The 23020-nt window shown below is 73.7% G+C and carries 3 protein-coding genes; all 3 read left to right on the top strand.

The genetic code is table 11. The features are described 5' to 3' along the window. The coding region (locus ABZX96_RS36250) for an SDR family NAD(P)-dependent oxidoreductase (RefSeq protein ID WP_355553313.1) at positions 1-8048 on the top strand (8048 nt) is incomplete at its 5' end. A gap of 119 nt (positions 8049-8167) precedes the next feature. Beyond that, complete coding sequence (locus ABZX96_RS36245) at positions 8168-19471, top strand: SDR family NAD(P)-dependent oxidoreductase (protein ID WP_355553311.1); 11304 nt, start codon at positions 8168-8170, stop codon at positions 19469-19471. Positions 19472-19694: 223 nt separating this feature from the next. Then, positions 19695-23020 (top strand): beta-ketoacyl synthase N-terminal-like domain-containing protein (locus ABZX96_RS36240; RefSeq protein ID WP_355553309.1); only part of this gene is annotated, 3326 nt, incomplete at its 3' end.

The raw sequence follows: 23020 nt of genomic DNA, 5'->3' as shown, positions 1-23020 counted from the left end.
AAACCGCCATCCGCACCACCACCCTCACCCGACGCCTCACCCCCACACCCACCCCCAGCAAAACCACAACCAACACATTCAAACCCCACCCCCACAGCACCACCCTCATCACCGGCACCGGAGCACTCGCCCACCACATCGCCCGCTGGCTCGCCCACCACGGCACCCCCCACATCCACCTCACCAGCCGCCAAGGCCCCAACACCCCCGGAATCAACCAACTCGTCAACGAGCTCCACGAACTGGGAACCACCACCACCATCACCACCTGCGACACCACCAACCCCCACCAACTCAAAAACCTCCTCAACACCATCCCCACCGAACACCCCCTCACCGCCATCTACCACACAGCCGCGGTCCTCGACGACGCGGTGCTGGAGCAGCTCACCCCCGAGCAGATCGCCCGCGCCCTGCCGGCGAAGGTGGTCTCGGCGGTGCTGCTGGACGAGCTGACGCGGGGCATGGATCTGTCGGCCTTCGTGCTGTTCTCGTCGGTCTCCGGCACGCTGGGCATTCCCGGCCAGGGCAACTACGCGCCGCACAACGCCTTCCTCGACGCGCTCGCCGAGCAGCGCCGGGCCCGGGGCGAGAAGGCGACCTCCATCGCCTGGGGGCCGTGGGCCGGGAGCGGCATGGCGGAGGACTCCGTCGGCGAACGGCTCCGGCGGCACGGCGTGCCCGGCATGGACCCGGAGCTGGCGCTGGCGGCTCTGGGGTCCGCCCTGGAGCAGGACGAGACGACGGTCACCATCGCCGACATCGAGTGGGACCGGTTCTACCTGGCGTACACCGCCGCGCGTCCGCAGCCCCTGATCGAGGATCTGCCGGAGGTGCGGCGGATCGTGGCGGCGGGCGCGGCGGCGCAGGGGACCGGCGGTGCTCAGCCCAGCCGCGACGCCTCCACGCTGAGCGAACGGCTGGGCGAACGGCTGGCCGCCGCGACCGCGGAAGAGCGGGACCGGATGCTGCTGGACATCGTGCGTCAGCAGGTGGCCACGGTGCTCGGGCTGGCCTCGCCCCAGGAGGTCGAGGAGGACCGGGCCTTCAAGGCCATCGGGTTCGACTCGCTCACCGGGGTGGAGCTGCGCAACCGCCTGACCACGGCCACCGGCGTCCAGCTCCCGGCCACCCTCGTCTTCGACCACCCCACGCCGCTCTCTCTGGCGTCCCGGCTGCGCACCGAACTGCTCGGTGACGAGGACGAGAACGAAGCAGGTGAAGGGGGCGAAGGGGGCGATAGGGAATACGCGAAGGTCGCGGCGGGCGCCGGGCTCGGAGGCCGGGCCCGCGTCCGTAGCGCGCGGGGAACCGGCACGAACGCCGCCGGGGAGGCCGACGTCGCCGACCCCACCTCCGAGCCGATCGCCGAGCCGATCGCCATCGTCGCGATGAGCTGCCGCTACCCGGGCGGTATCCGCACGCCGGAGGCGTTGTGGGAGCTGCTGCGGTCCGGTGGTGACGCCATCTCCGCGTTCCCCACCGACCGGGGCTGGGACCTCGAATCCCTCTACGACGCGGACCCGGCCAGCGCCGGTACCACCTACGCCCGCGAGGGCGGGTTCCTGCACGACGCCGCGGACTTCGACCCGGAGTTCTTCGGCATCTCGCCGCGCGAGGCGCTGGCCATGGACCCCCAGCAGCGGATGCTGCTGGAGGCATCGTGGGAGGCGTTCGAACGGGCCGGGGTGGCGCCCGCGTCGCTGCGCGGCAGCCGGACGGGCGTCTTCGTCGGCCTGACCTACCAGGACTACGCGTCCCGGATCGCCCGGCCGCCCCGGGACGTCGAGGGCTACCTGCTCACCGGCAGCACGGCCAGCGTGGCGTCCGGGCGCATCGCCTACACCTTCGGCCTGGAGGGCCCGGCGACCACCATCGACACGGCCTGCTCCTCGTCCCTGGTGGCGCTGCACCTGGCCGTGCGGGCGCTGCGTTCGGGCGAGTGCGACCTCGCGCTCGCGGGCGGGGTGGCGATGATGTCGACCCCGCACATGTTCGTGGAGTTCAGCCGACAGCGGGCGCTCGCCGCGGACGGCCGGTGCAAGGCCTTCTCCGCGCGGGCCGACGGTTTCGGCGCCGCGGAGGGCCTGGGCATGCTGCTCGTCGAGCGGTTGTCGGACGCCCGCCGCAACGGGCACCGCGTCCTGGCGGTGGTCCGGGGTACGGCCGTCAATCAGGACGGTGCCAGCAACGGCCTCACCGCGCCGAACGGTCCCTCGCAGCAGCGGGTGATCCAGCAGGCGCTGGCCGACGCCCGGCTGACGGCCGCGGACGTGGACGCGGTCGAGGCCCACGGCACCGGCACCGCGCTCGGCGACCCCATCGAGGTCCAGGCTCTTCAGGCCACATACGGGCGGCGGCGGCCGGAGGGACGGCCCCTGGCCATCGGTTCCGTGAAGTCGAACATCGGGCACACCCAGGCGGCGGCCGGCGTGGCCGGCGTCATCAAGATGGTGCTGGCGATGCGGCACGGCCTCCTGCCCCAGACCCTCCACGCGGACGAGCCGAGCCCGCACATCGACTGGTCGACCGGTGGGCTCTCGCTGCTCACCCAGCCCATGGACTGGGTGGCGGAGGACGGCCGACCGCGGCGCGCCGGGATCTCGTCCTTCGGGATCAGCGGCACCAACGCGCATGTGGTGGTGGAGCAGCCTGCTGCCGGGGATGGGGATTCGTGGGCGGAGGCGTCCGGGAGCGGGCCGTCAGTGGTCGAGGGCGTGTCCGGGGACGAGGCGTCGGTGCCTGCGGACGGGTCCGGGGTCGGGTCGTCAATAACCGGGGGCGAGTCCGGGGAAGGGTCCGGCTCCGTCGTCCTGCCGTGGGTGCTGTCCGCCAAGGACCCGCAGGCGCTGCGCGCCCAGGCGGCGGCCCTACGCGACCATTTGGCCGCCTCGTATCCGTCCGCAACCCTTTCCGATGAAACGGATGAAGCGGACGGAACGTCCGAGGCGTTCGAGGCGTCCGAAGACTCCAAAACCTCCGGCCCGTCCGAAGCCTCCGGCCCGTCCGCAGTCTCCGGCCCGTCCAAGACTTCCGCCGAGCAGGCAGACGCGGAAGAGCCGACGACGGCGACCCCCGGCCCGGAGGAAGCCGCCCCGCTCACCGGCGCCGCGCTGCTCCGGAACGTCGGCTACTCCCTCGCCACCGGCAGGACGCACTTCCCCCACCGGGCCGCGCTGACCGGTTCCGACCTGCCCGGGCTGCTGCGGGCGCTGGACGCGCTGGCCGAGGGCGGCAGCGCGGCCCAGGTCGTCCGGGGGACGGCCGAGCCCGGCGCCACCGCCTTCCTCTTCGCCGGGCAGGGCAGTCAGCGTCACGGCATGGGGCGTGAGCTGGCGGCGCGTTTCCCGGCGTTCGCCCGTGCGCTGGACGAGGTCTGCAAGCAGCTCGACCGGCATCTGGACCGGCCGGTGCGGGAGGTGATGTTCGCGGCCGAGGGGAGTGACGCGGGGCGGTTGCTGCACCAGACGCACTACACGCAGAGCGCGCTGTTCGCGCTGGAGGTCGCGCTGTTCCGGCTCGTCGAGGGCTGGGGGATGCGTCCCGACTTCCTGATCGGTCACTCGGTCGGGGAGATCGCCGCCGCGCACGTGGCGGGCGTCCTCGATCTGGCGGACGCCGCCGCCCTGGTCACCGCCCGCGGCCGGCTGATGCAGGCGCTCCCGGCCGGGGGCGCGATGCTCGCCGTGCAGGCCCGCGAGGACGAGGTGCTGCCGTATCTGGAGGGCCGGGAACACCGGCTGGGCCTGGCCGCGGTGAACGGCCCGTACGCGACGGTACTCGCCGGTGACGAGGACGCCGTCGCGGAGGCGGCGGAGCACTGGGGTGCCGAGCGGGGGCGCAAGACGCGCAGGTTGCGGGTCAGCCACGCGTTCCACTCGCCGCGCATGGACGCCATGCTGGACGCGTTCCGCACGGTCGTGGCGGGGCTGACCTTCCACCCGCCGCGCCTCCCGGTCGTCTCCAACGTCACCGGCGCGCCCGCCGGTGCGGCGGAGCTGTGCGACCCCGAGTACTGGGTCCGGCATGTCCGCGGCACCGTCCGTTTCCACGAGGGCGTACGGAGCCTGCGGGAGAACGGCGTGCGCACGTACGTCGAACTGGGCCCGGACGGGGTGCTCACGGCGATGGCCGCGGACTGCCTCGCGGAGCCCGCCGACGAACCGGAGACAGCCGACGGACCGGAGACAGCCGCCAGGCCGGAAACGGCCGCCGGAACCGACACGGCCGACGAGCCGGAAGGGCGCGCCGGGGCCGAGGAGAGCGCCGGTCGTGGCGTCTCGCGGTCGGGTGCCGGGGCGGCGCCTGCCGTGTCCGGACCGGTCGGCGAGGGGACCCCGGGCCGTACCGGTTTCACCGGCCGCCCCGTTCTCGTCCCCCTGCTGCGCGGTGACCGGCCGGAGGCCGACGCGCTGCTGACCGGGCTGGCCCGCGCGCACGTGCACGGCGCGGGGCCGGACTGGCGCGCCTGCTTCGCGGGCTCGGGCGCCCGCCGGGTGGACCTGCCCACGTACGCGTTCCAGCGCAGCCGGTACTGGCTGGACGCGCGGCCCGCCGGCGCTCCGGCGACGGACCCGGCCGGGCTGGGTCTGGGGGACGCGGACCACCCGCTGCTGGGTGCCGCGATCAGCCTCCCGGACCGCGACGGGCTCCTGTTCACCGGGCGCCTCTCCCGGCACACCCAGCCGTGGCTGGCCGACCACGCGGTCATGGACACCGTGCTGCTGCCGGGGACCGCGTTCGCCGAGCTCGCCGCGCGAGCGGGCGAGGCGACCGGCTGCCCGGTGGTGAGCGAACTCGCCCTGCGGGCGCCGCTGGCGCTGCCCGCACGCGGCGGCGTCGCCCTGCGCGTCACGGTGGGCGGCGCGGATGCCGCGGGCACCCGCACGGTGGACGTCCACTCCCGGCCGGAGGACGCGCCCTCCGGCGGCCGGGCGCCGTGGACCCACCACGCGACCGGCACACTGGCACCTGCCGCGGGCGTGCACGCGGGCGCCAATGCGCATGCGGGCGCCGACGCGAACACCGGCGTGGACGAGCGCATGGGCGCGGGCGTGAATGCGGGCGCAGACGGACACATGGGCGCAGACGGGCACACGGGCGCGGGCGTGGCCACGGGCGCGGAGGCTGGCGCGGGCGCCTCCGGGTCGCTCGGGTTCCCCATGAACTGGCCGCCACGTGACGCACAGTCCGTGCCGCTCGACGGTCTGTACGAGCGGCTGGCCGGGCGGGGGCTGGACTTCGGTCCGGCGTTCCGGGGACTGCGGGCCGTGTGGCGCCGGGACGGTGAGGTCTTCGCCGAGGTGGCACTGCCCGAAGGGGCTGCTGCGGACGCCCCCCGGTGCGGCGTCCACCCGGCGCTGCTGGACGCGGCCCTGCACGCCATCGCGGTCGGCGGCCTGGTGGACGAGCCCGAACGGATCCGGTTGCCGTTCGTGTGGGAGGGACTGACCGTGCACGCCGCCGGGGCCGCCACGGCCCGGGTGCGGCTGGTCTCCGTGGGGGACGACACGGTGTCGCTGTCGCTCGCGGACCGGGACGGCCGCCCGCTGGTCACCGTCGACCGGTTGGTGCTGCGCCCGGTCTCGGCGGAGCAACTGGCGGCGGTGCGGGGTGCGGGGCTGATGTATCGGGTGGAGTGGCGCCCGCTGCCGATGATGGTCACGGGTGCCCTCCCGGGTGCATCGGCGTCCGTGCCGGGCACGTCCGTTCTGGAGACGTCCGTCCTGGAAACGTCCGCCACAGGCACGTCCGCACCGGGCACACCCGCCTCGGACAACTCCACCTCGAACACCTCCACCCCCGACACGTCCCCCTCGGAAACCTCTCCCGACACACCCTCGGACGCGCCCGACCCGTCCGCCTCCGCGGACGAAGACTCCGCCGACCCCACCCTCGTCGTCTTGGGCGAGGACGACCTGAAGGTCGCCGCGGCGCTGGAGCACGGCGGCGTCCGCCCCCGGTCCGTCCCGGACCTGGCGGCGCTCGGCCGGGCCGTGGACGCTGGGGCCCCGGCCCCCCGGACCGTGCTGGCCCCGCTGCCCGTGGCGGCCGAGGCCGGCGGGCGCGAGGCGGTGTACGCGGCCGTGCGGCGGACGCTGGAACTGCTCCAGCGGTGGCTGGACGACGGGCGGTACGCCGGTTCCCGGCTGGTCGTCGTCACCCGGGGTGCCGCGCGGGTCCACCAGCCGGAGCCCGGCGACGGCGGTGTCCGCCGCGACCGGGTGCCGGTGTCGCCGGCGCACGCGGCGGCGTGGGGCCTCGTCCGCTCCGCGCAGACCGAGAACCCCGGCCGCGTCCTGCTGCTGGACCTGGACGAAGACACCGCCTCGTACGGGTGCCTGCGCCACGCGCTGGAGAGCGCCGAGCCGCAGCTCGCGCTGCGCGCCGGCCGGCCGTACGCGGCCCGGCTGGCACCCGCCGACGTCACGCCGAGCCCGGACGCGCGCCCGCTGGACCCGGACGGCACGGTCCTGATCACCGGTGCCGGCGGCACGCTGGCCGGTGTCCTCGCCCGGCACCTGGTGCACACGGCCGGGGCGCGCCGGCTGCTGCTGGCGGGGCGGCGTGGTCCGGCCGCGCCCGGCATCGCCGACCTGGTGGCGGAGTTGGAGGCGGCGGGCGCGGCGGTCACCGTGGCGGCGTGCGACGTGGCCGACCGCGACGCGGTGGCGCGGCTGCTGGCGTCGGTGCCCGCGGACCATCCGCTGACCGCCGTGGTGCACGCCGCGGGCACGGTCGACGACGCCGTCATCGGCGGTCTGACGCCCGACCGGCTGACCACCGTGCTGCGGCCCAAGGTCGACGCGGCGCTCAACCTCCACGCGTTGACGGCCGACGCGGACCTCGCGGCGTTCGTGCTCTTCTCGTCGGCCGCGGCGGCGTTCGGCTCGGCCGGGCAGGGCGGTTACGCGGCGGCCAACGCCTTCCTCGAAGCGCTCGCCGCCGAACGGCGGGCCGACGGCCGCACCGCGCTGGCGCTCGGCTGGGGCATGTGGGAGGAGCGCAGCGCCATGACGGGCGGCCTCGGCACCGCGGACCTGCGCCGGATGCGCCGCGCCGGGATCGGCGCGCTCACCACGGCGGAGGGCGTCGCCCTCTTCGACGCCGCGCTGCGCACCGACCACGCGGTGCTCCTGCCGCTGCGTCTGGACATCGCGGGTCTTGGGGAGGCGGACCCGGCGCCCGGGACCGGAGTTCGGGGAGGGGCGCCCGGAGGGGTGCCCGCCCTGCTCTCCGAGGTGGTGCCGCAAACCGGCTCCGTACGGCGGCAGGGAGCGGGCGCCCACCAGGACACCGTGTCCGCCACCGCGCCCGGCACGCCCGGCACGACCGGCACGACCAGTACGGAAGCGCCGGACGCGGGTCCTTCCCTGCCCGAGCGGGTCGCCGGGCTCGGGGCCGAGGAGCGGGCGCGGCTGCTGCTGGACTTCGTCCGCGACGAGGTGGCCGAGGTGCTCGGGCACGCCGGCCGGCACACCATCGATCCGGCGCGGGGCTTCCTCGACCTGGGCTTCGACTCGCTGACCGCCGTGGAACTGCGCAACCGCGTCAACGCGGTCGCCGGCCTGCGCCTGCCCTCCACCCTGGTCTTCGACCACCCCTCCCCCGAGGCCCTGGCCCGGCACCTGGACGCCGAGCTGCCCCGGTCCTCGGCGGCCGGGGGTGGGGAAGGCGGCGCCAACCCCGGTCCCGGGAAGACAGGCACCGCGGACCCCGCCGCCGTACTGGCCGAACTGACCCGGCTGGAGACCGCGTTCGCCCTGGCGTCGCTGCCCAGCGAACGGGAACGCGCGGACATCGGCGACCTGCTCCGTTCCCTGCGCTCCCTGGTGGACGGCGGCGCGGCCGACGAACCCACCGGCGCGAAGGTGCCCCCTACCCCCACCGGCCCGGCGAACGAGGGCAGCACACCGAACACTCCGAACACACCGAACACTCCGAACACCCCGGACGCACCGAACACTCCGGACTTCCTCAACGCCTCCGCCGACGAGCTCTTCGACCTCCTCGACGGAGAGCTCGGCACCGGAACCGGAACGCCGTGAACCCGGACGACGAACACCCCGCACCACCACGGACAGCCGGACGGGAACAGCAGCGGTCCCGTCCGGCCGCCCACCCCCACCCCCTCGATCGCGTACCCCGAGTGCCTGAAAGGGACAACGTGTCCACGGTCAACGAAGAGAAGTACCTCGACTACCTCCGGCGTGCCACGGCCGATCTCCACCAAGCCCGTGGGCGCGTCAACGAGCTGGAGTCCCGGGCACACGAGCCGATCGCGATCGTGGGCATGGCCTGCCGACTGCCCGGCGGCGTGGACTCCCCCGAAGCCCTGTGGCGACTGGTCGCCGACGGCACGGACGCCATCTCCGGCTTCCCCACCGACCGCGGCTGGGACCTGGCCGAGCTCTACGACCCAGACCCCGACCGCGCCGGCAAGAGCTACGTCAAGGAAGCCGGTTTCCTGCACGACGCCGGCGACTTCGACCCGGACTTCTTCGGCATCTCGCCGCGCGAGGCCCTGGCCATGGACCCGCAGCAGCGGCTCCTGCTGGAGACCTCGTGGGAGGCGTTCGAACGGGCCGGGATCGCGCCCGCCGCCGTGCGCGGCACGGCGGTCGGCGTCTTCACGGGCGTGATGTACCACGACTACGCCACCCGGCTCGCCGAAGTCCCCGAGGGCATCGAGGGCTACCTCGGCACCGGGAACTCGGGCAGCGTCGCCTCCGGCCGGGTCTCCTACGTGCTCGGCCTGGAGGGCCCGGCGGTCACGGTGGACACCGCGTGCTCGTCGTCGCTGGTGGCGCTGCATCTGGCGGTGCAGGCGCTGCGCCGCGGCGAGTGCGACATGGCGCTCGCCGGCGGCGTCGCCGTGATGTCCACGCCCGCCACCTTCGTGGAGTTCAGCCGTCAGCGGGGCCTCGCGCCGGACGGGCGCTGCAAGTCCTTCGCGGCGGCGGCGGACGGCACGAGCTGGTCCGAGGGCGCCGGAATGCTGTTGGTGGAGCGGCTGTCGGACGCCCGCCGCCTCGGCCACCCGGTGCTCGCCGTCGTCCGGGGTTCGGCGGTCAACCAGGACGGTGCCAGCAGCGGCCTCACAGCGCCGAACGGCCCGTCCCAGCAACGGGTCATCCGCCAGGCGCTGGCCGACGCGCGGCTCTCCCTGTCCGACGTGGACGCGGTCGAGGCCCACGGCACCGGCACCCGCCTCGGCGACCCCATCGAAGCCCAAGCCCTCCTCGCCACCTATGGCCAGGAACGCCCCAACGGACACCCCCTCTGGCTCGGCTCCCTCAAATCCAACGTGGGCCACACCCAGGCCGCGGCCGGTGCGGCGGGCGTCATCAAGATGGTGATGGCCATGCGGCACGGCGTCCTGCCCAGGACTTTGCACGTGGACGAGCCCACGTCCCAGGTCGATTGGACCGCCGGGGAGGTCTCCCTCCTCACCGAAGCCGTGGACTGGGCTCGTCACGGCGAGGACCGGCCGCGACGGGCCGGGGTCTCCTCCTTCGGGGTCAGCGGGACCAATGCGCATGTGATCGTGGAGGAAGCTCCGGAGCCGGTTTCGGAGGCCACGTCCACTGAGGCCGCATCGCCTCCGGCCGTCGTGCCGTGGATCGTCTCGGCGAAGTCGCCGGGCGCGTTGGAGGAGCAGATTGCCCGGATCTCGGCTGCGGGGGCCGGACTGGACCCCGTGGATGTGGGGTTCTCTCTGGCGACGGGGCGGGCGGTGTTTGAACACCGGGCCGTGTCGCTTGATGGCGGGAAGGAATGGATACGCGGTAACGGGCCGTCTTTGGGCCGGGTGGCGTTTGTCTTCCCGGGGCAGGGGACGCAGTGGGCCGGGATGGGGGCCGGGCTGCTGGAGCACTCACCTGCCTTCGCCGCCGCGATTGACGAGTGCGAGGCCGCGCTCAAACCGTATGTGGACTGGTCGTTGGCCGACGTGCTGCGGGAGGTGCCCGGGGCCCCGACGCTGGAACGCGTCGATGTCGTGCAGCCGGCCACCTTCGCCGTCATGATCGCCCTGGCTTCCGTCTGGGAGTCCTACGGTGTGCGGCCGGACGCGGTGATCGGGCACTCCCAGGGCGAGATCGCCGCCGCCGTCGTCTCCGGCGCCCTCACCCTCCAGGACGGCGCCAAGGTCGTGGCGCTGCGCAGCCAAGCCATCGCCGCCCACCTGGCGGGGCGCGGGGGGATGCTCTCCACCGCCCTCCCCCACACGTCAATGGATGACTGGCTCACCTCATACGACGGCCGTGTGGAGATCGCGGCCATCAACGGGGCTGCCAGCACCGTCGTCGCCGGCGACCCGAACGACCTGGAAGACCTGCGCCAGCGACTGGAAGCCGAGGACATCCGGGCTCGCACCATCCCGGTCGACTACGCCTCCCACACCCACCACGTCGAGAGCATCGAAGCCGAACTCGACCGCGCCCTGACCGGCCTCAACCCCCAAGCACCGAAGATCCCCTTCTTCTCCACCCTCGACCAGCAGTGGATCACCACCCCCGCATTGGACGGCCGCTACTGGTACCGCAACCTCCGCCACACCGTCCAATTCGGCCCCTCCGTCACGGCATTGGCGGAGGAAGGTTTCACCACCTTCCTCGAAGTCAGCGCCCACCCCGTCCTCACCATGGCCCTCCCCGACCACGTCACCGGCCTCACCACCCTCCGCCGCAACGACGACACCCCCCACCGAATCCTCACCTCCCTCGCCGAAGCCTGGACCCACGGCCTCCCCACCAACTGGACCACGCTCTACGAAGGCACCCGCGCCCAACACGCAGACCTCCCCACCTACCCCTTCCAACGCCGCCACTTCTGGCTGGAATCAGCAGCCGTACCCCAGGGCTCTGTCCAGGACGGCTGGCGCTACCGCGTCAACTGGAAGCGGCTGGCGGTGGGCAATGCGTCGCTGACCGGCACGTGGTGGGTGGTCGCTCCGGCCGAGGACGCCGGGCGCGTCACCGAGGTCTGCTCCGCGCTGGCCGAGGCGGGCGCCGAGGTCGTACGCGTGCCCGTCGCCGACCAGGACCGAGCCGACCGGGCCGCCCTGACCGAGCGGCTGCGCGAGGCGGTCGGCGACGGCCGGCCCGTGACCGGCATCCTGTCGCTGTTGGCGCAACCGGACGCCCCGGAGGATGCCCACACAGGTTCGTCAACGGAGCCGTCCCGCACCGCCCTGGAGCTGCTGGCCCTGATACAAGCCCTGGGCGACGCGAACATCACGGCTCCCCTCTGGTGTGTCACCCAGGGCGCCGTCTCCGTGGGCCGGGGCGACCGCCTCACCTCTCCCGCGCAGGCCATGCTGTGGGGAATGGGACGGGTCGCTGCCCTGGAGCACCCGGACCGCTGGGGCGGTCTGATCGACCTTCCCCCGTCTCCGGACGCCCGGGCCCTCTCCCGGCTGACAGCCTTCCTCGCCACGAACACCGCCACGAACACCGGCACGCACACCGCCACGAACACCGGCGCGGCGGGCACTTCACCTGGCTCCGGCACCGGCACCAGCACCAGCACCAGCGAAGACCAAGTCGCCATCCGAACCTCCGGCCTCCTGGCCCGGCGCCTGGTGCGTGCCCCGCTCGGTGGCCGTGCGGCGGAGCGTCCGTGGCGGCCGAGCGGCACCGTGCTCGTCACCGGCACGAGCGATCCGGCGGGCGCGGACGTCGCGCGCTGGCTGGCACGCAATGGGGCCGAGCACCTGTTGCTCACCGAGGACGACGGGACGGGCGCCCTCGTCGCGGAACTCGCCGATCTGGGGACGCAGGCCACGGTGCTGCCCTGCGATCTGACGGACCGTGACGCCGTGGCTGGTTTGCCGGCCTCCGTGCCAGAAGGGCATCCGCTCACGGCCGTCGTGCACGTGCCGCCGGCCGTCGGGATGGAGGCCCTGGCGCGTACGAGTCCGGCCGCCTTCGCCGAGGCGGTGGCCGCGAAGATCAGCGGCGCCGTGCATCTGGACGAGCTCTTGCGCTCCGCGCCGACAAAGACATCAGAACCCCCCACCCTGGTGTTCTTCTCCTCGGTCGCGGGCGTCTGGGGCGGTGCGAACCAGGCGGCGTACGCGGCCGGGACGGCCTTCCTGGACGCGTTGGCCGAACGACGCCGGGGCGACGGGCTGCGGACGACGTCCGTGGCGTGGAGCCCGTGGGCGGGCGGTGACGCGGCGCAAGGCGCGTCCGGCGAGCGGCTGCGCCGGCTCGGTCTGCGTCCGCTGGACCCGGATTCCGCGCTCGTCGCGCTGCACCAGGTGCTCGATCACGACGAGCACGCCGTCACGGTGGCCGACGTGGACTGGTCCCGGTTCGCGCCGGGGTTCGCCGCCGTTCGTCCCAGTCCGCTGCTGGCCGACCTGCCGGAGGCGCGCAAGGCCGCCGGGGAACAGGAGACGGCGGCGCGGGACGCCTCGCCGTGGGCGCAGCGCCTGGCCGGGCTCGGCGCGGCGGAACGAGGTCGCGAGGTGCTGGAAATGGTGCGTGGGCACCTGGCCGCCGTACTGGACCACCCGTCCCCGGAGACGGTGGACACCGGGCGCGCCTTCCGGGACCTGGGCTTCGACTCGCTGACCGCCGTCGAACTGCGCAACCGCCTCAAGACCGCCACCGGTCTCTCCCTGCCCGCGACGCTGGTCTTCGACTACCCGACCCCGGCGGCCCTCGCCGACCACCTGCTCCAAGAACTCCTGGGCGGGCAGGAGGACGCCAACTCCGCGAGCACGACGGCCGCCGTCGCGCCCACGGACGAGCCCATCGCGCTCGTCGGCATGGCCTGCCGCTACCCCGGGGGTGTCGATTCCCCCGAGGCGCTGTGGCGGCTGATCACCGAGGGCCGGGACGTGATCTCGGCGATGCCGGACGACCGCGGCTGGGATCTGGAGGAGCTGTACGACCCGGACCCGGGCGCGCCCGGCAAGAGCTATGTGCGGGAGGGTGGGTTCCTGGACGACGTGGCGGGGTTCGACGCGGCGTTCTTCGGCATCTCGCCGCGTGAGGCCGTCGCGATGGACCCCCAGCAGCGGTTGCTGCTGGAAGCCTCATGGGAGGCGATCGAGCGGACCGGCATCGACCCGGAGTCGCTGCACGGCGGCCGGGTCGGCGTGTTCGCCGGTACGAACGGGCCGCACTACGCCCGGCTGCTCCGCAACGCGCCCGACGAACTGGAGGCGTACGTCGGTACCGGCAACGGCGCGAGCGTGCTGTCCGGCCGGGTCTCCTACGCGCTGGGCCTGGAGGGCCCGGCCATGACGGTGGACACGGCGTGCTCGTCCTCGCTGGTCGCGCTGCATCTGGCGGTGCAGGCGCTGCGCCGCGGCGAGTGCGACATGGCCCTCGCCGGTGGCGTCACGGTCATGTCGACGCCCGACATCTTCACCGAGTACAGCCGTCAGCGCGGCCTCGCGCCGGACGGGCGCTCCAAGGCGTTCGCCGCGGCGGCGGACGGCTTCGCGCTGGCGGAAGGCGTGGGAGTGCTCCTGGTGGAACGGCTCTCGGATGCCCGCCGCAACGGCCACCCCGTCCTCGCCGTCGTCCGAGGCACCGCCGTCAATCAGGACGGCGCGAGCAACGGCCTCACGGCACCGAACGGCCCGTCCCAGCAGCGGGTCATCCGCCAGGCCCTGTCCGACGCCCGCCTCACAGCGGCGGACGTGGACGCGGTCGAGGCCCACGGCACCGGCACCCGCCTCGGCGACCCCATCGAAGCCCAAGCCCTCCTCGCCACCTACGGCCAACAGCGGCCGAACGGGCTCCCCCTGCTGCTCGGCTCGGTGAAGTCGAACATCGGGCACACCCAGGCGGCGGCGGGCGTAGCCGGGATCATCAAGATGGTGATGGCCATGCGGCACGGCGTCCTGCCCAAGACCCTGCACGTGGACGAGCCCACCCCGCAGGTCGACTGGACCGCCGGTGACGTCTCCCTCCTCACCGAAACCCGCGACTGGCAGCGACGCGAGGACGGCACCCTCCGCCGCGCCGGCATCTCGGCCTTCGGCATCAGCGGCACCAACGCCCACGTCATCGTGGAGGAGGCGCCGGAGCCGGTTGCGGCGGGGGACGCTTCGTCCGCCGAGGCCGCACCGTTGCCGGACGTCGTGCCGTGGGTGGTGTCGGCGAAGTCGCCGGCCGCGCTGGAGGAGCAGATCGCTCGGGTTACGGCGGCCGGGGCCGATCTCGATCCCGTGGACGTGGGGTTCTCTCTGGCGACGGGGCGGGCGGTGTTCGAGCACCGGGCCGTGTCGCTGGATGGCGGGAAGGAATGGACACGCGGCAACGGTCAGGGACAAGGCCGCGTGGCGTTCGTCTTCCCTGGTCAGGGGACGCAGTGGGCCGGGATGGGGGCCGGACTGCTGGAGCACTCCCCGGCCTTCGCCGCCGCGATTGACGAGTGCGAGGCCGCGCTCAGCGCGTACGTCGACTGGTCGCTGACGGACGTCCTGCGGGAGGCGCCGGGCGCGCCCACCCTGGAGCGGGTGGATGTGGTGCAGCCCGCCACGTTCGCCGTCATGGTCGCCCTCGCCGCCCTTTGGGGCTCCTACGGGGTGCGGCCGGACGCGGTGATCGGACACTCCCAGGGCGAGATCGCCGCCGCCGTCGTCTCCGGCGCCCTCACCCTCCAGGACGGCGCCAAGGTCGTGGCCCTGCGCAGCCAAGCCATCGCCGCAGATCTGGCGGGACACGGAGGGATGCTCTCCACCGCCCTCGCACAGGAAGCACTCCCGGACTGGCTCGCCCCGTATGAGGGCCGTGTGGAGATCGCTGCGATCAACGGGCCCACCAGCACCGTCGTCGCCGGCAACCCAAACGACCTGGAAGACCTACGCCAGCGGCTGGAAGCCGAGGGCATCCGGGCTCGCACCATCCCGGTCGACTACGCCTCCCACACCCACCACGTCGAGAGCATCGAGACCCACCTCGACGAGCTCCTAACGGACCTGAACCCCCAGGCACCGAAGATCCCCTTCTTCTCCACCCTCGACCAGCAGTGGATCACCACCCCGACGCTCGACGGCCGCTACTGGTACCGCAACCTCCGCCACACCGTCCAATTCGGCCCCTCCGTCACAGCATTGGCGGACGAAGGTTTCACCGCCTTCCTCGAAGTCAGCGCCCACCCCGTCCTCACCATGGCCCTCCCCGACCACGTCACCGGCCTCACCACCCTCCGCCGCAACGACGACACCCCCCACCGCATCCTCACCTCCCTCGCCGAAGCCTGGACCCACCACCTCCCCACCAACTGGACCACCCACTTCCACAAAGCCCAGGCCCAACACGTAGACCTCCCCACCTACCCCTTCCAACACCACCCCTACTGGCCCGAGCACCAAGCCGCCACCGAAGGTGACGTGGCCTCGGCCGGGTTGGGGGCGGCCGGGCATCCGTTGCTCGGGGCGGCGGTGGAGTTGGCGGATTCGGCGGGGCACCTGTTCACCGGGCGGCTGTCGCTGCGTACGCACCCGTGGCTCGCCGAGCATGCGGTGGGCGGTGTGGTGTTGCTGCCGGGTACCGCCTTCCTGGAGCTGGCGCTGCACGCGGGCGGACAGGTGGGCTGCGGCCTGGTGGAGGAACTGACCCTGGACGCTCCCCTCGTCCTGCCCGGCAGCGGCGGCGTACAGCTGCAACTGACCCTGGGGGCCCCGGACGACGAGGGACGCCGGTCCTTCGGACTGCACGCACGGCCCGACGGCGGCGAGGACAGCGCGTACGACGCGGACGACCTCCCGTGGACGCGTCACGCCTCCGGTGTGCTCCACTCCGTGAACGTCACGGACGAGAGCCCGGCCACGCCGTCGAAAGTCGGCGCATGGCCTCCGCCCGGTGCCGAGCCGATACCGCTGGACGGGCTGTACGAGCGTCTCGCGGAGCGCGGTTACGCCTACGGGCCGACGTTCCGGGGCGTGCGGGCCGCGTGGCGGCGTGGTGAGGAGGTGTTCGCCGAGGTGGCGTTGCCGGAGGAGCCTTCGGGGGCGCAGGGCGCGGCGCGGTTCGGCGTGCATCCGGCGCTGCTGGACGCGGCCGTGCAGGCGATGGGGCTCGGTGGCGCGACGGCGGAGGGCGGCACGGGTCTGCCGTTCGCCTGGAGCGGGGTCGCCCTGCATGCGGTGGGCGCGACCACGCTGCGGGTGCGGCTCACCCCGGCGGGCCGGGATTCCGTCGCGGTGGAGGCCGACGATCCGTCCGGCCGGCCGGTCTTCTCGGCGGCTTCGCTCTCCGTTCGGCCGTTTGACGTCGCGCGCTTGGCCGCCGCCGTGCCCGATTCCGCCACGAAGGCACTCCACCGGGTGGACTGGTCCACATGGGAGGCGCCGGAGACGGACGACGCCCAAGGGGCAGCGATGAGCTGGGCCGTGGTGGGCCCGGACGAGTTCAAGATCGGGCCGGCGTTGCGGTCGGCCGGGGCCGGGGTCGAGGTGTTCGCCGATCTGGTGGCCCTGGGCGAGGCCGTGGACGGCGGGCGGATCGCCGTTCCGGATGTGGTGCTGGCCACGTGCCCCGTACCGCCTCCGTCCGCCGCCGTCGGGACGCAGGACGCGGCGGCCGACCGGGTCCACGTCACCCAGACGCAGAACGCGGCGGCCGACCGGGTCCGCGTCACCGAGGCCCGGGACACGGCGGCCGACCGGGTCCATGTCACCCAGACCCAGGACATGGCGGCTGACCACACCAACACCACCCAGACCACCGGCACCCCCGCCGAGCACGACCCCCTCTCCGTCGCCACCCACGCCCTGACCCTGCTCCAGGCATGGTCGGCCGACGAGCGGTTCGCGGCCTCCCGCCTGGTGCTGGTGACCCGCCGCGCCGTCGCGGTCCGCCCCGGTGAGGACGTTCCGGTGCCCGCCGCGGCGGCCGTGTGGGGCCTGGGCCGGTCGGCGCAGGCGGAGAACCCGGGCCGGTTCGTGCTGCTGGACCTGGACGACGCCGACGCCTCGCACGAGGCTCTGCTCGGCGCCGTCGGTCCGGCCGTGGCGGCGGGGGAGGCGCAGCTCGCCGTCCGGGACGGTGTGCCGCTGCGGCCCCGGCTGGCGCGGGTCGCCGACGCGGAGCCCGTCGACGGGTTCGGGGCGCTGCTGCCGCCCGCCGGCGCGGCGGTCTGGCGGCTGGAGCCCGGCGGCGACGGCACGTTGGAGAGCCTGGCGCCGGTCGCGGTGCCCGCGTCCGAGGACGATCCGGAAGCGCCCCTGGCCCCCGGTCAGGTCCGTATCGCCGTGCGCGCCGCCGGCCTGAACTTCCGCGACGTGCTGATCGCGCTGGGCATGTACCCGGAACCGGCCCTGATGGGCACGGAGGGCGCGGGCGTGGTGACCGCCACGGGGCCGGGCGTGAGCGGGCTGGCGCCCGGTGACCGGGTGATGGGCGTCCTCACGGGGGCGTTCGGGCCGAGCGTGGTCGCCGATCACCGGACCGTGGTGCGCATCCCCGAGAGCTGGACGTTCGCGGAGGCGGCGGCCGTCCCCGTGGTCTTCCTGACCGCGTACTACGCGCTGCGCGATCTGGCGGGGGTGCGGCCGGGCGAACGGCTGCTGGTCCACTCGGGTGCCGGTGGCGTCGGCATGGCCGCCATCCAGCTCGCCCGCCACTGGGGCGTGGAGGTGTACGCGACCGCGAGCCCCGGCAAGTGGGAGGCGCTGCGCCGGCTCGGTGTGGAGCCGGAGCGCATGGCCTCGTCCCGGACGCTGGACTTCGAGCGTTCCTTCGCGGCGGCGTCCGGGAGGCGTGGGATGGACGTCGTCCTCAATTCCCTGGCGCGCGAGTTCGTGGACGCCTCGTTGCGGCTCCTGGGGCCCGGCGGCCGGTTCGTGGAGATGGGCAAGACCGACGTACGGGACCCGGAGGATGTCGCGTCCCGGCATCCCGGGGTCGCCTACCGCGCGTTCGATCTCGGCGAGGCGGGGCCGGAGCGGCTCGGTGAGCTGCTGACGGAGATCGTGGAGCTGTTCGAGCGGGGGGTGCTGCACCATCTGCCGGCCACCACGTGGGACGTGCGGCGGGCGCGGGACGCGTTCCGGTACGTCAGCCAGGCCCGGCACACGGGCAAGGTCGTGCTGACCGTGCCGCCCGCCCTCGACCCGGACGGAACGGTCCTGATCACCGGCGGTACCGGCACCCTGGGCGGGCTGCTCGCCCGTCACCTGGTGCGGCGGCACGGCGTGCGGCGGCTCCTGCTGGCCGGGCGGCGCGGCCCGGACGCGCCCGGCGTCCGCGAACTGACCGAGGAGCTGGCCGGGGAGGGGGCCGAGGTCACCGTCGCGGCCTGCGACGTGGGGGACCGGGAGGCGGTGGCGGAGCTGCTGGCCTCGGTCCCGCGCGAGCACCCGCTGACCGCCGTCGTGCACGCGGCGGGCGTCCTGGAGGACGGCACGGTGCCGTCGATGACCCCGGAGAGCCTGGCGGCCGTGCTGCGCCCGAAGGCCGACGCGGCCCGCCACCTGCACGCTCTGACGGCGGACAGCGATCTCGCGGCCTTCGTGCTGTTCTCGTCGGCCGCCGCCACGTTCGGCGGGCCGGGCCAGGGCGCGTACGCGGCGGCCAACGCCGTCCTCGACGCCCTCGCCCAGCACCGCCGCGCCACCGGGCGCCCCGCCCTGTCGCTGGAGTGGGGACTGTGGGCCGAGGACAGCGGACTGACCGGCGGCCTCGGCGCCGCCGACCGGGCCCGCCTGGCCCGGTCGGGTGCCGCGCCGATGCCCAGCGACCTCGCCCTGTCGCTGTTCGACGAGGCGCTGCGCCGGGACGACGCCGTCCTCGTACCGATCAAGCTGGACGGCGGCGCGCTGCGCGACCAGGCGCGGGCCGGGCTGCTGCCGCCGCTGCTCGGGGGGCTGCTGCGGCGCCCGTCCGGCACCGCCGTGGTCCGCAGGACGGCGGACGGCGGCGCGCCGGGCGCCGGTGCCGACGGCACGGACCTGGCGGGACGGCTGGGGAGCCTGGCGCCGGACGACCGGCTGGACGCCGTGCTGGATCTCGTACGGGGCCAGGTGGCCACCGTTCTCGGGCACGCGTCGCCGGGGACGGTCGACCCCGGCCGGGCGTTCCGGGAGATCGGTTTCGACTCGCTGACGGCCGTGGAGCTGCGCAACCGGCTCAACGCCGCGACGGGTCTGCGGCTGCCCGCGACCCTGGTCTTCGACCACCCGACACCGACCGTCCTGGCGGAACACCTGCTGGACGCGGTCGCCGAGGCGAGCGGCGCCGACTGGGCGGACGCCTCCGGGCAGCGGTCCGGCGCCGAGGCGGCGCTGGCGGAACTGGACCGGCTGGAAGCCGTGATGGCGTCCATCGCCCCGGACGACGAGGGGCGCACGGACGTCGCCGCACGGCTGCGGGCCCTGGCGGCGGCGCTGGCCTCGTCCGCGCCGGACGCCGAGGGCGGCGAGGGCGGCGAGCCGGACGGACTCGACGCGGCCACCGACGACGACCTCTTCCGACTGATCGACAAGCAACTCGGCACGTCCTGACCACCGGCGTCCTGACCACCGTGATCACCGGCGGAGGCGGCCGGGGACCGGCCGGCCCCGCAGGCGAGGCGCCCGGACCCGTTCTCGAAGGGTCCGGGCGGCCCCGGCCCCACCGGACCGCACGGTGACAGCAGGACCTCCTCCCGAGGGCGTCAGGACTCCCTCCCGAGGTGACAGGACCCACCCCAAGGTGACAGGACCCACTCCTGAGATGACGGGAACCATGACGAACAACGAAGCGAAACTCCGTGACTATCTCAAGCGTGTGACGGCCGAGTTGCAGCAGAGCGACAAGCGTCTGCGCGAGGCCGAGGACCGGGCGCACGAGCCGATCGCGATCGTCGGCATGGCCTGCCGGTTACCCGGCGGCGTGGACTCCCCCGAAGCCCTGTGGCGACTGGTCGCCGAGGGCACGGACGCCATCTCCGGCTTCCCCACCGACCGCGGCTGGGACCTGGCCGAGCTCTACGACCCGGACCCCGACCGCTCCGGCCGCACGTACTGCCGAACGGGCGGGTTCCTCTACGACGCCGGCGACTTCGACCCGGGCTTCTTCGGCATCTCGCCGCGCGAGGCCCTGGCCATGGACCCGCAGCAGCGGCTGTCCCTCATGACGTCCTGGGAGGCGATCGAACGGGCCGGCATCGACCCGCTCTCCCTGCGCGGCAGCCGCCTGGGCGTCTTCGTCGGCGGCTGGCACACCGGCTACACCACGACCCCCACCCCGCCCCCGGCCGAACTGGAAGGGCACCTGGTGAGCGGCGCCGCGCTGGGCTTCCTCTCGGGACGGGTCGCCTACGCGCTGGGGCTGGAGGGCCCGGCGGTCACGGTGGACACCGCCTGCTCGTCGTCGCTGGTCGCGCTGCACCTGGCGGTGCAGGCGCTGCGCCGTGGCGAGTGCGCGATGGCGCTCGCGGGCGGAGTGACCGTGATGCCCAACGCCGACCTGTTCGTCCAGTTCAGCCGTCAGCGCGGCCTCGCCCCTGACGGGCGCTCCAAGGCGTTCGCCGCGGCGGCGGACGGCTTCGGTCCCGCCGAGGGCGCCGGAATGCTCCTGGTGGAACGGCTCTCGGACGCCCGCCGCAACGGCCACCCCGTCCTCGCCGTCGTCCGAGGCACCGCCACCAACCAGGACGGCGCCAGCAACGGCCTCACCGCCCCCAACGGCCGCGCCCAGCAACGCGTCATCCAGCAGGCGCTCGCCGACGCCCGCCTCTCCCCGGCGGACGTGGACGCGGTCGAGGCCCACGGCACCGGCACCCGCCTCGGCGACCCCATCGAAGCCCGCGCCCTACTGGCCGCCTACCGCAAGAACCGCCCGGCGGACCGGCCCCTCCGGCTGGGCTCCGTGAAGTCGAACATCGGGCACACCCAGGCGGCGGCGGGCGTCGCCGGGGTCATCAAGATGGTGATGGCCATGCGGCACGGCGTGCTGCCCAAGACTTTGCACGCGGACGAGCCCTCGGGGGAGATCGACTGGACGACGGGCGTCCTGTCGCTCCTGACGGAGCCCGCCGACTGGCCGCGAACCGCCGACGATCGTCCGCGCCGCGCGGGTGTCTCTTCTTTCGGGATCAGTGGGACGAACGCGCATGTGATCGTGGAGGAGGCTCCCGGGGCGGTGTCTGCCTCGTCTGTCGGGGCTGCACCATCGCATGCCGTGGTGCCGTGGGTGGTGTCGGCGAAGTCTCCGGCCGCGCTGGAGGAGCAGATCGCGCGGGTTACGGCGGCCGGGGCCGGGCTCGATCCCGTGGACGTGGGGTTCTCTCTGGCGACGGGGCGGTCTGCGTTTGAGCACCGGGCCGTGTCGCTTGATGGCGGGAAGGAGTGGATACGGGGTTCGGGGGCGTCGTCTTCGGGGCGGGTGGCGTTCGTCTTCCCTGGTCAGGGGACGCAGTGGGCCGGGATGGGGGCCGGACTGCTGGAGCACTCCCCGGCCTTCGCCGCCGCCATCGCCGAGTGTGAGGCCGCGCTCAAACCGTATGTGGACTGGTCGTTGGCCGACGTGCTGCGGGAGGTGCCCGGGGCCCCGACGCTGGAACGCGTCGATGTGGTGCAGCCCGCCACCTTCGCGGTCATGGTTGCTCTGGCTTCGGTCTGGGAGTCGTACGGGGTGCGGCCGGACGCGGTGATCGGGCACTCCCAGGGCGAGATAGCCGCTGCTGTCGTCTCCGGCGCCCTCACCCTCCAAGACGGCGCCAAGGTCGTGGCCCTGCGCAGCCAGGCCATCGCCGCCCACCTGGCGGGGCGCGGGGGGATGCTCTCCACCGCCCTCCCCCACACGTCAATGGATGACTGGCTCGCCCCCTACGAAGGCCGCGTGGAGATCGCCGCCATCAACGGGCCCACCAGCACCGTCGTCGCCGGCGACCCCAACGACCTGGAGGAGCTACGGCAGCGACTGGAGGCTGAAGGCATCCGGGCCCGCACCATCCCCGTCGACTACGCCTCCCACACCCACCACGTCGCGAGCATCGAGACCCACCTCGACGAGCTCCTAACGGACCTGACCCCCCAGGCACCGAAGATCCCCTTCTTCTCCACCCTCGACCAACAGTGGATCACCACCCCGACGCTCGACGGCCGCTACTGGTACCGCAACCTCCGCCACACCGTCCAATTCGGCCCCTCCGTCACCACCCTGGCCGACGAAGGCTTCGACCGATTCCTCGAAGTCAGCGCCCACCCCGTCCTCACCATGGCGCTGCCCGACCACGTCACCGGCCTCACCACCCTCCGCCGCAACGACGACACCCCCCACCGCATCCTCACCTCCCTCGCCGAAGCCTGGACCCACAACCTCCCCACCAACTGGACCACGCTCTACGAAAACATCCAGGCCCGGCCCGTCAACCTCCCCACCTACCCCTTCCAACACCACCGCTACTGGCTCGCCCCCAAACCCGAAGCCAACACCCCCCACCCCACCAACCCCACCGACACCCGCTTCTGGCAAGCCATCGAACAAGGCGACACCACCCACCTCACCCACGAACTCAACCTCACCGAAAACGACACCACCGCCCTCACCCAACTCCTCCCCGCCCTCACCACCTGGCGCCAACACCAACGCACCCACACCACCATCAACAACTGGCGCTACACCATCACCTGGAAACCCACCCCCCACACCACCAGCACCCCACAACTGACCGGAACCTGGCTCGCGGTGACCAGCGAGGAGAACCCCGGGCCGCTGGCGGAGATCGCGGACAGCATCGCCTCGGCGGGGGCGGATGTCGTGACCATGCGCGTCGCGACGGGCGAAGGGCGCGCGGGACTGGCTTCGGCCCTGCGCGAACTAAGCACCAAACACGGCGAGTTCAGCGGTGCCGTCTCCCTGCTGGGCATGGACGAGCGGCCGTCCGCCCTGCATCCGTCCGTTCCGGAGGGGCTGTCCGCCACCCTGGCGCTGATTCAGGCGCTCGGCGACGCCGACATCACCGCACCCCTGTGGAACCTCACCCAAAACGCCGTCCACACCCAACCCACCGACCCCACCCCCAACCCCCAACAAGCCATGACCAGCGGCCTCACCCGCGTCGCCGC

Origin of the sequence: Streptomyces sp. NPDC003077, assembly GCF_040611095.1 — a bacterium.
GTDB lineage: Bacteria > Actinomycetota > Actinomycetes > Streptomycetales > Streptomycetaceae > Streptomyces.
The sequence above is the reverse complement of the archived record's forward strand: the minus strand, read 5'-3'. Positions and strand labels throughout refer to the sequence as shown.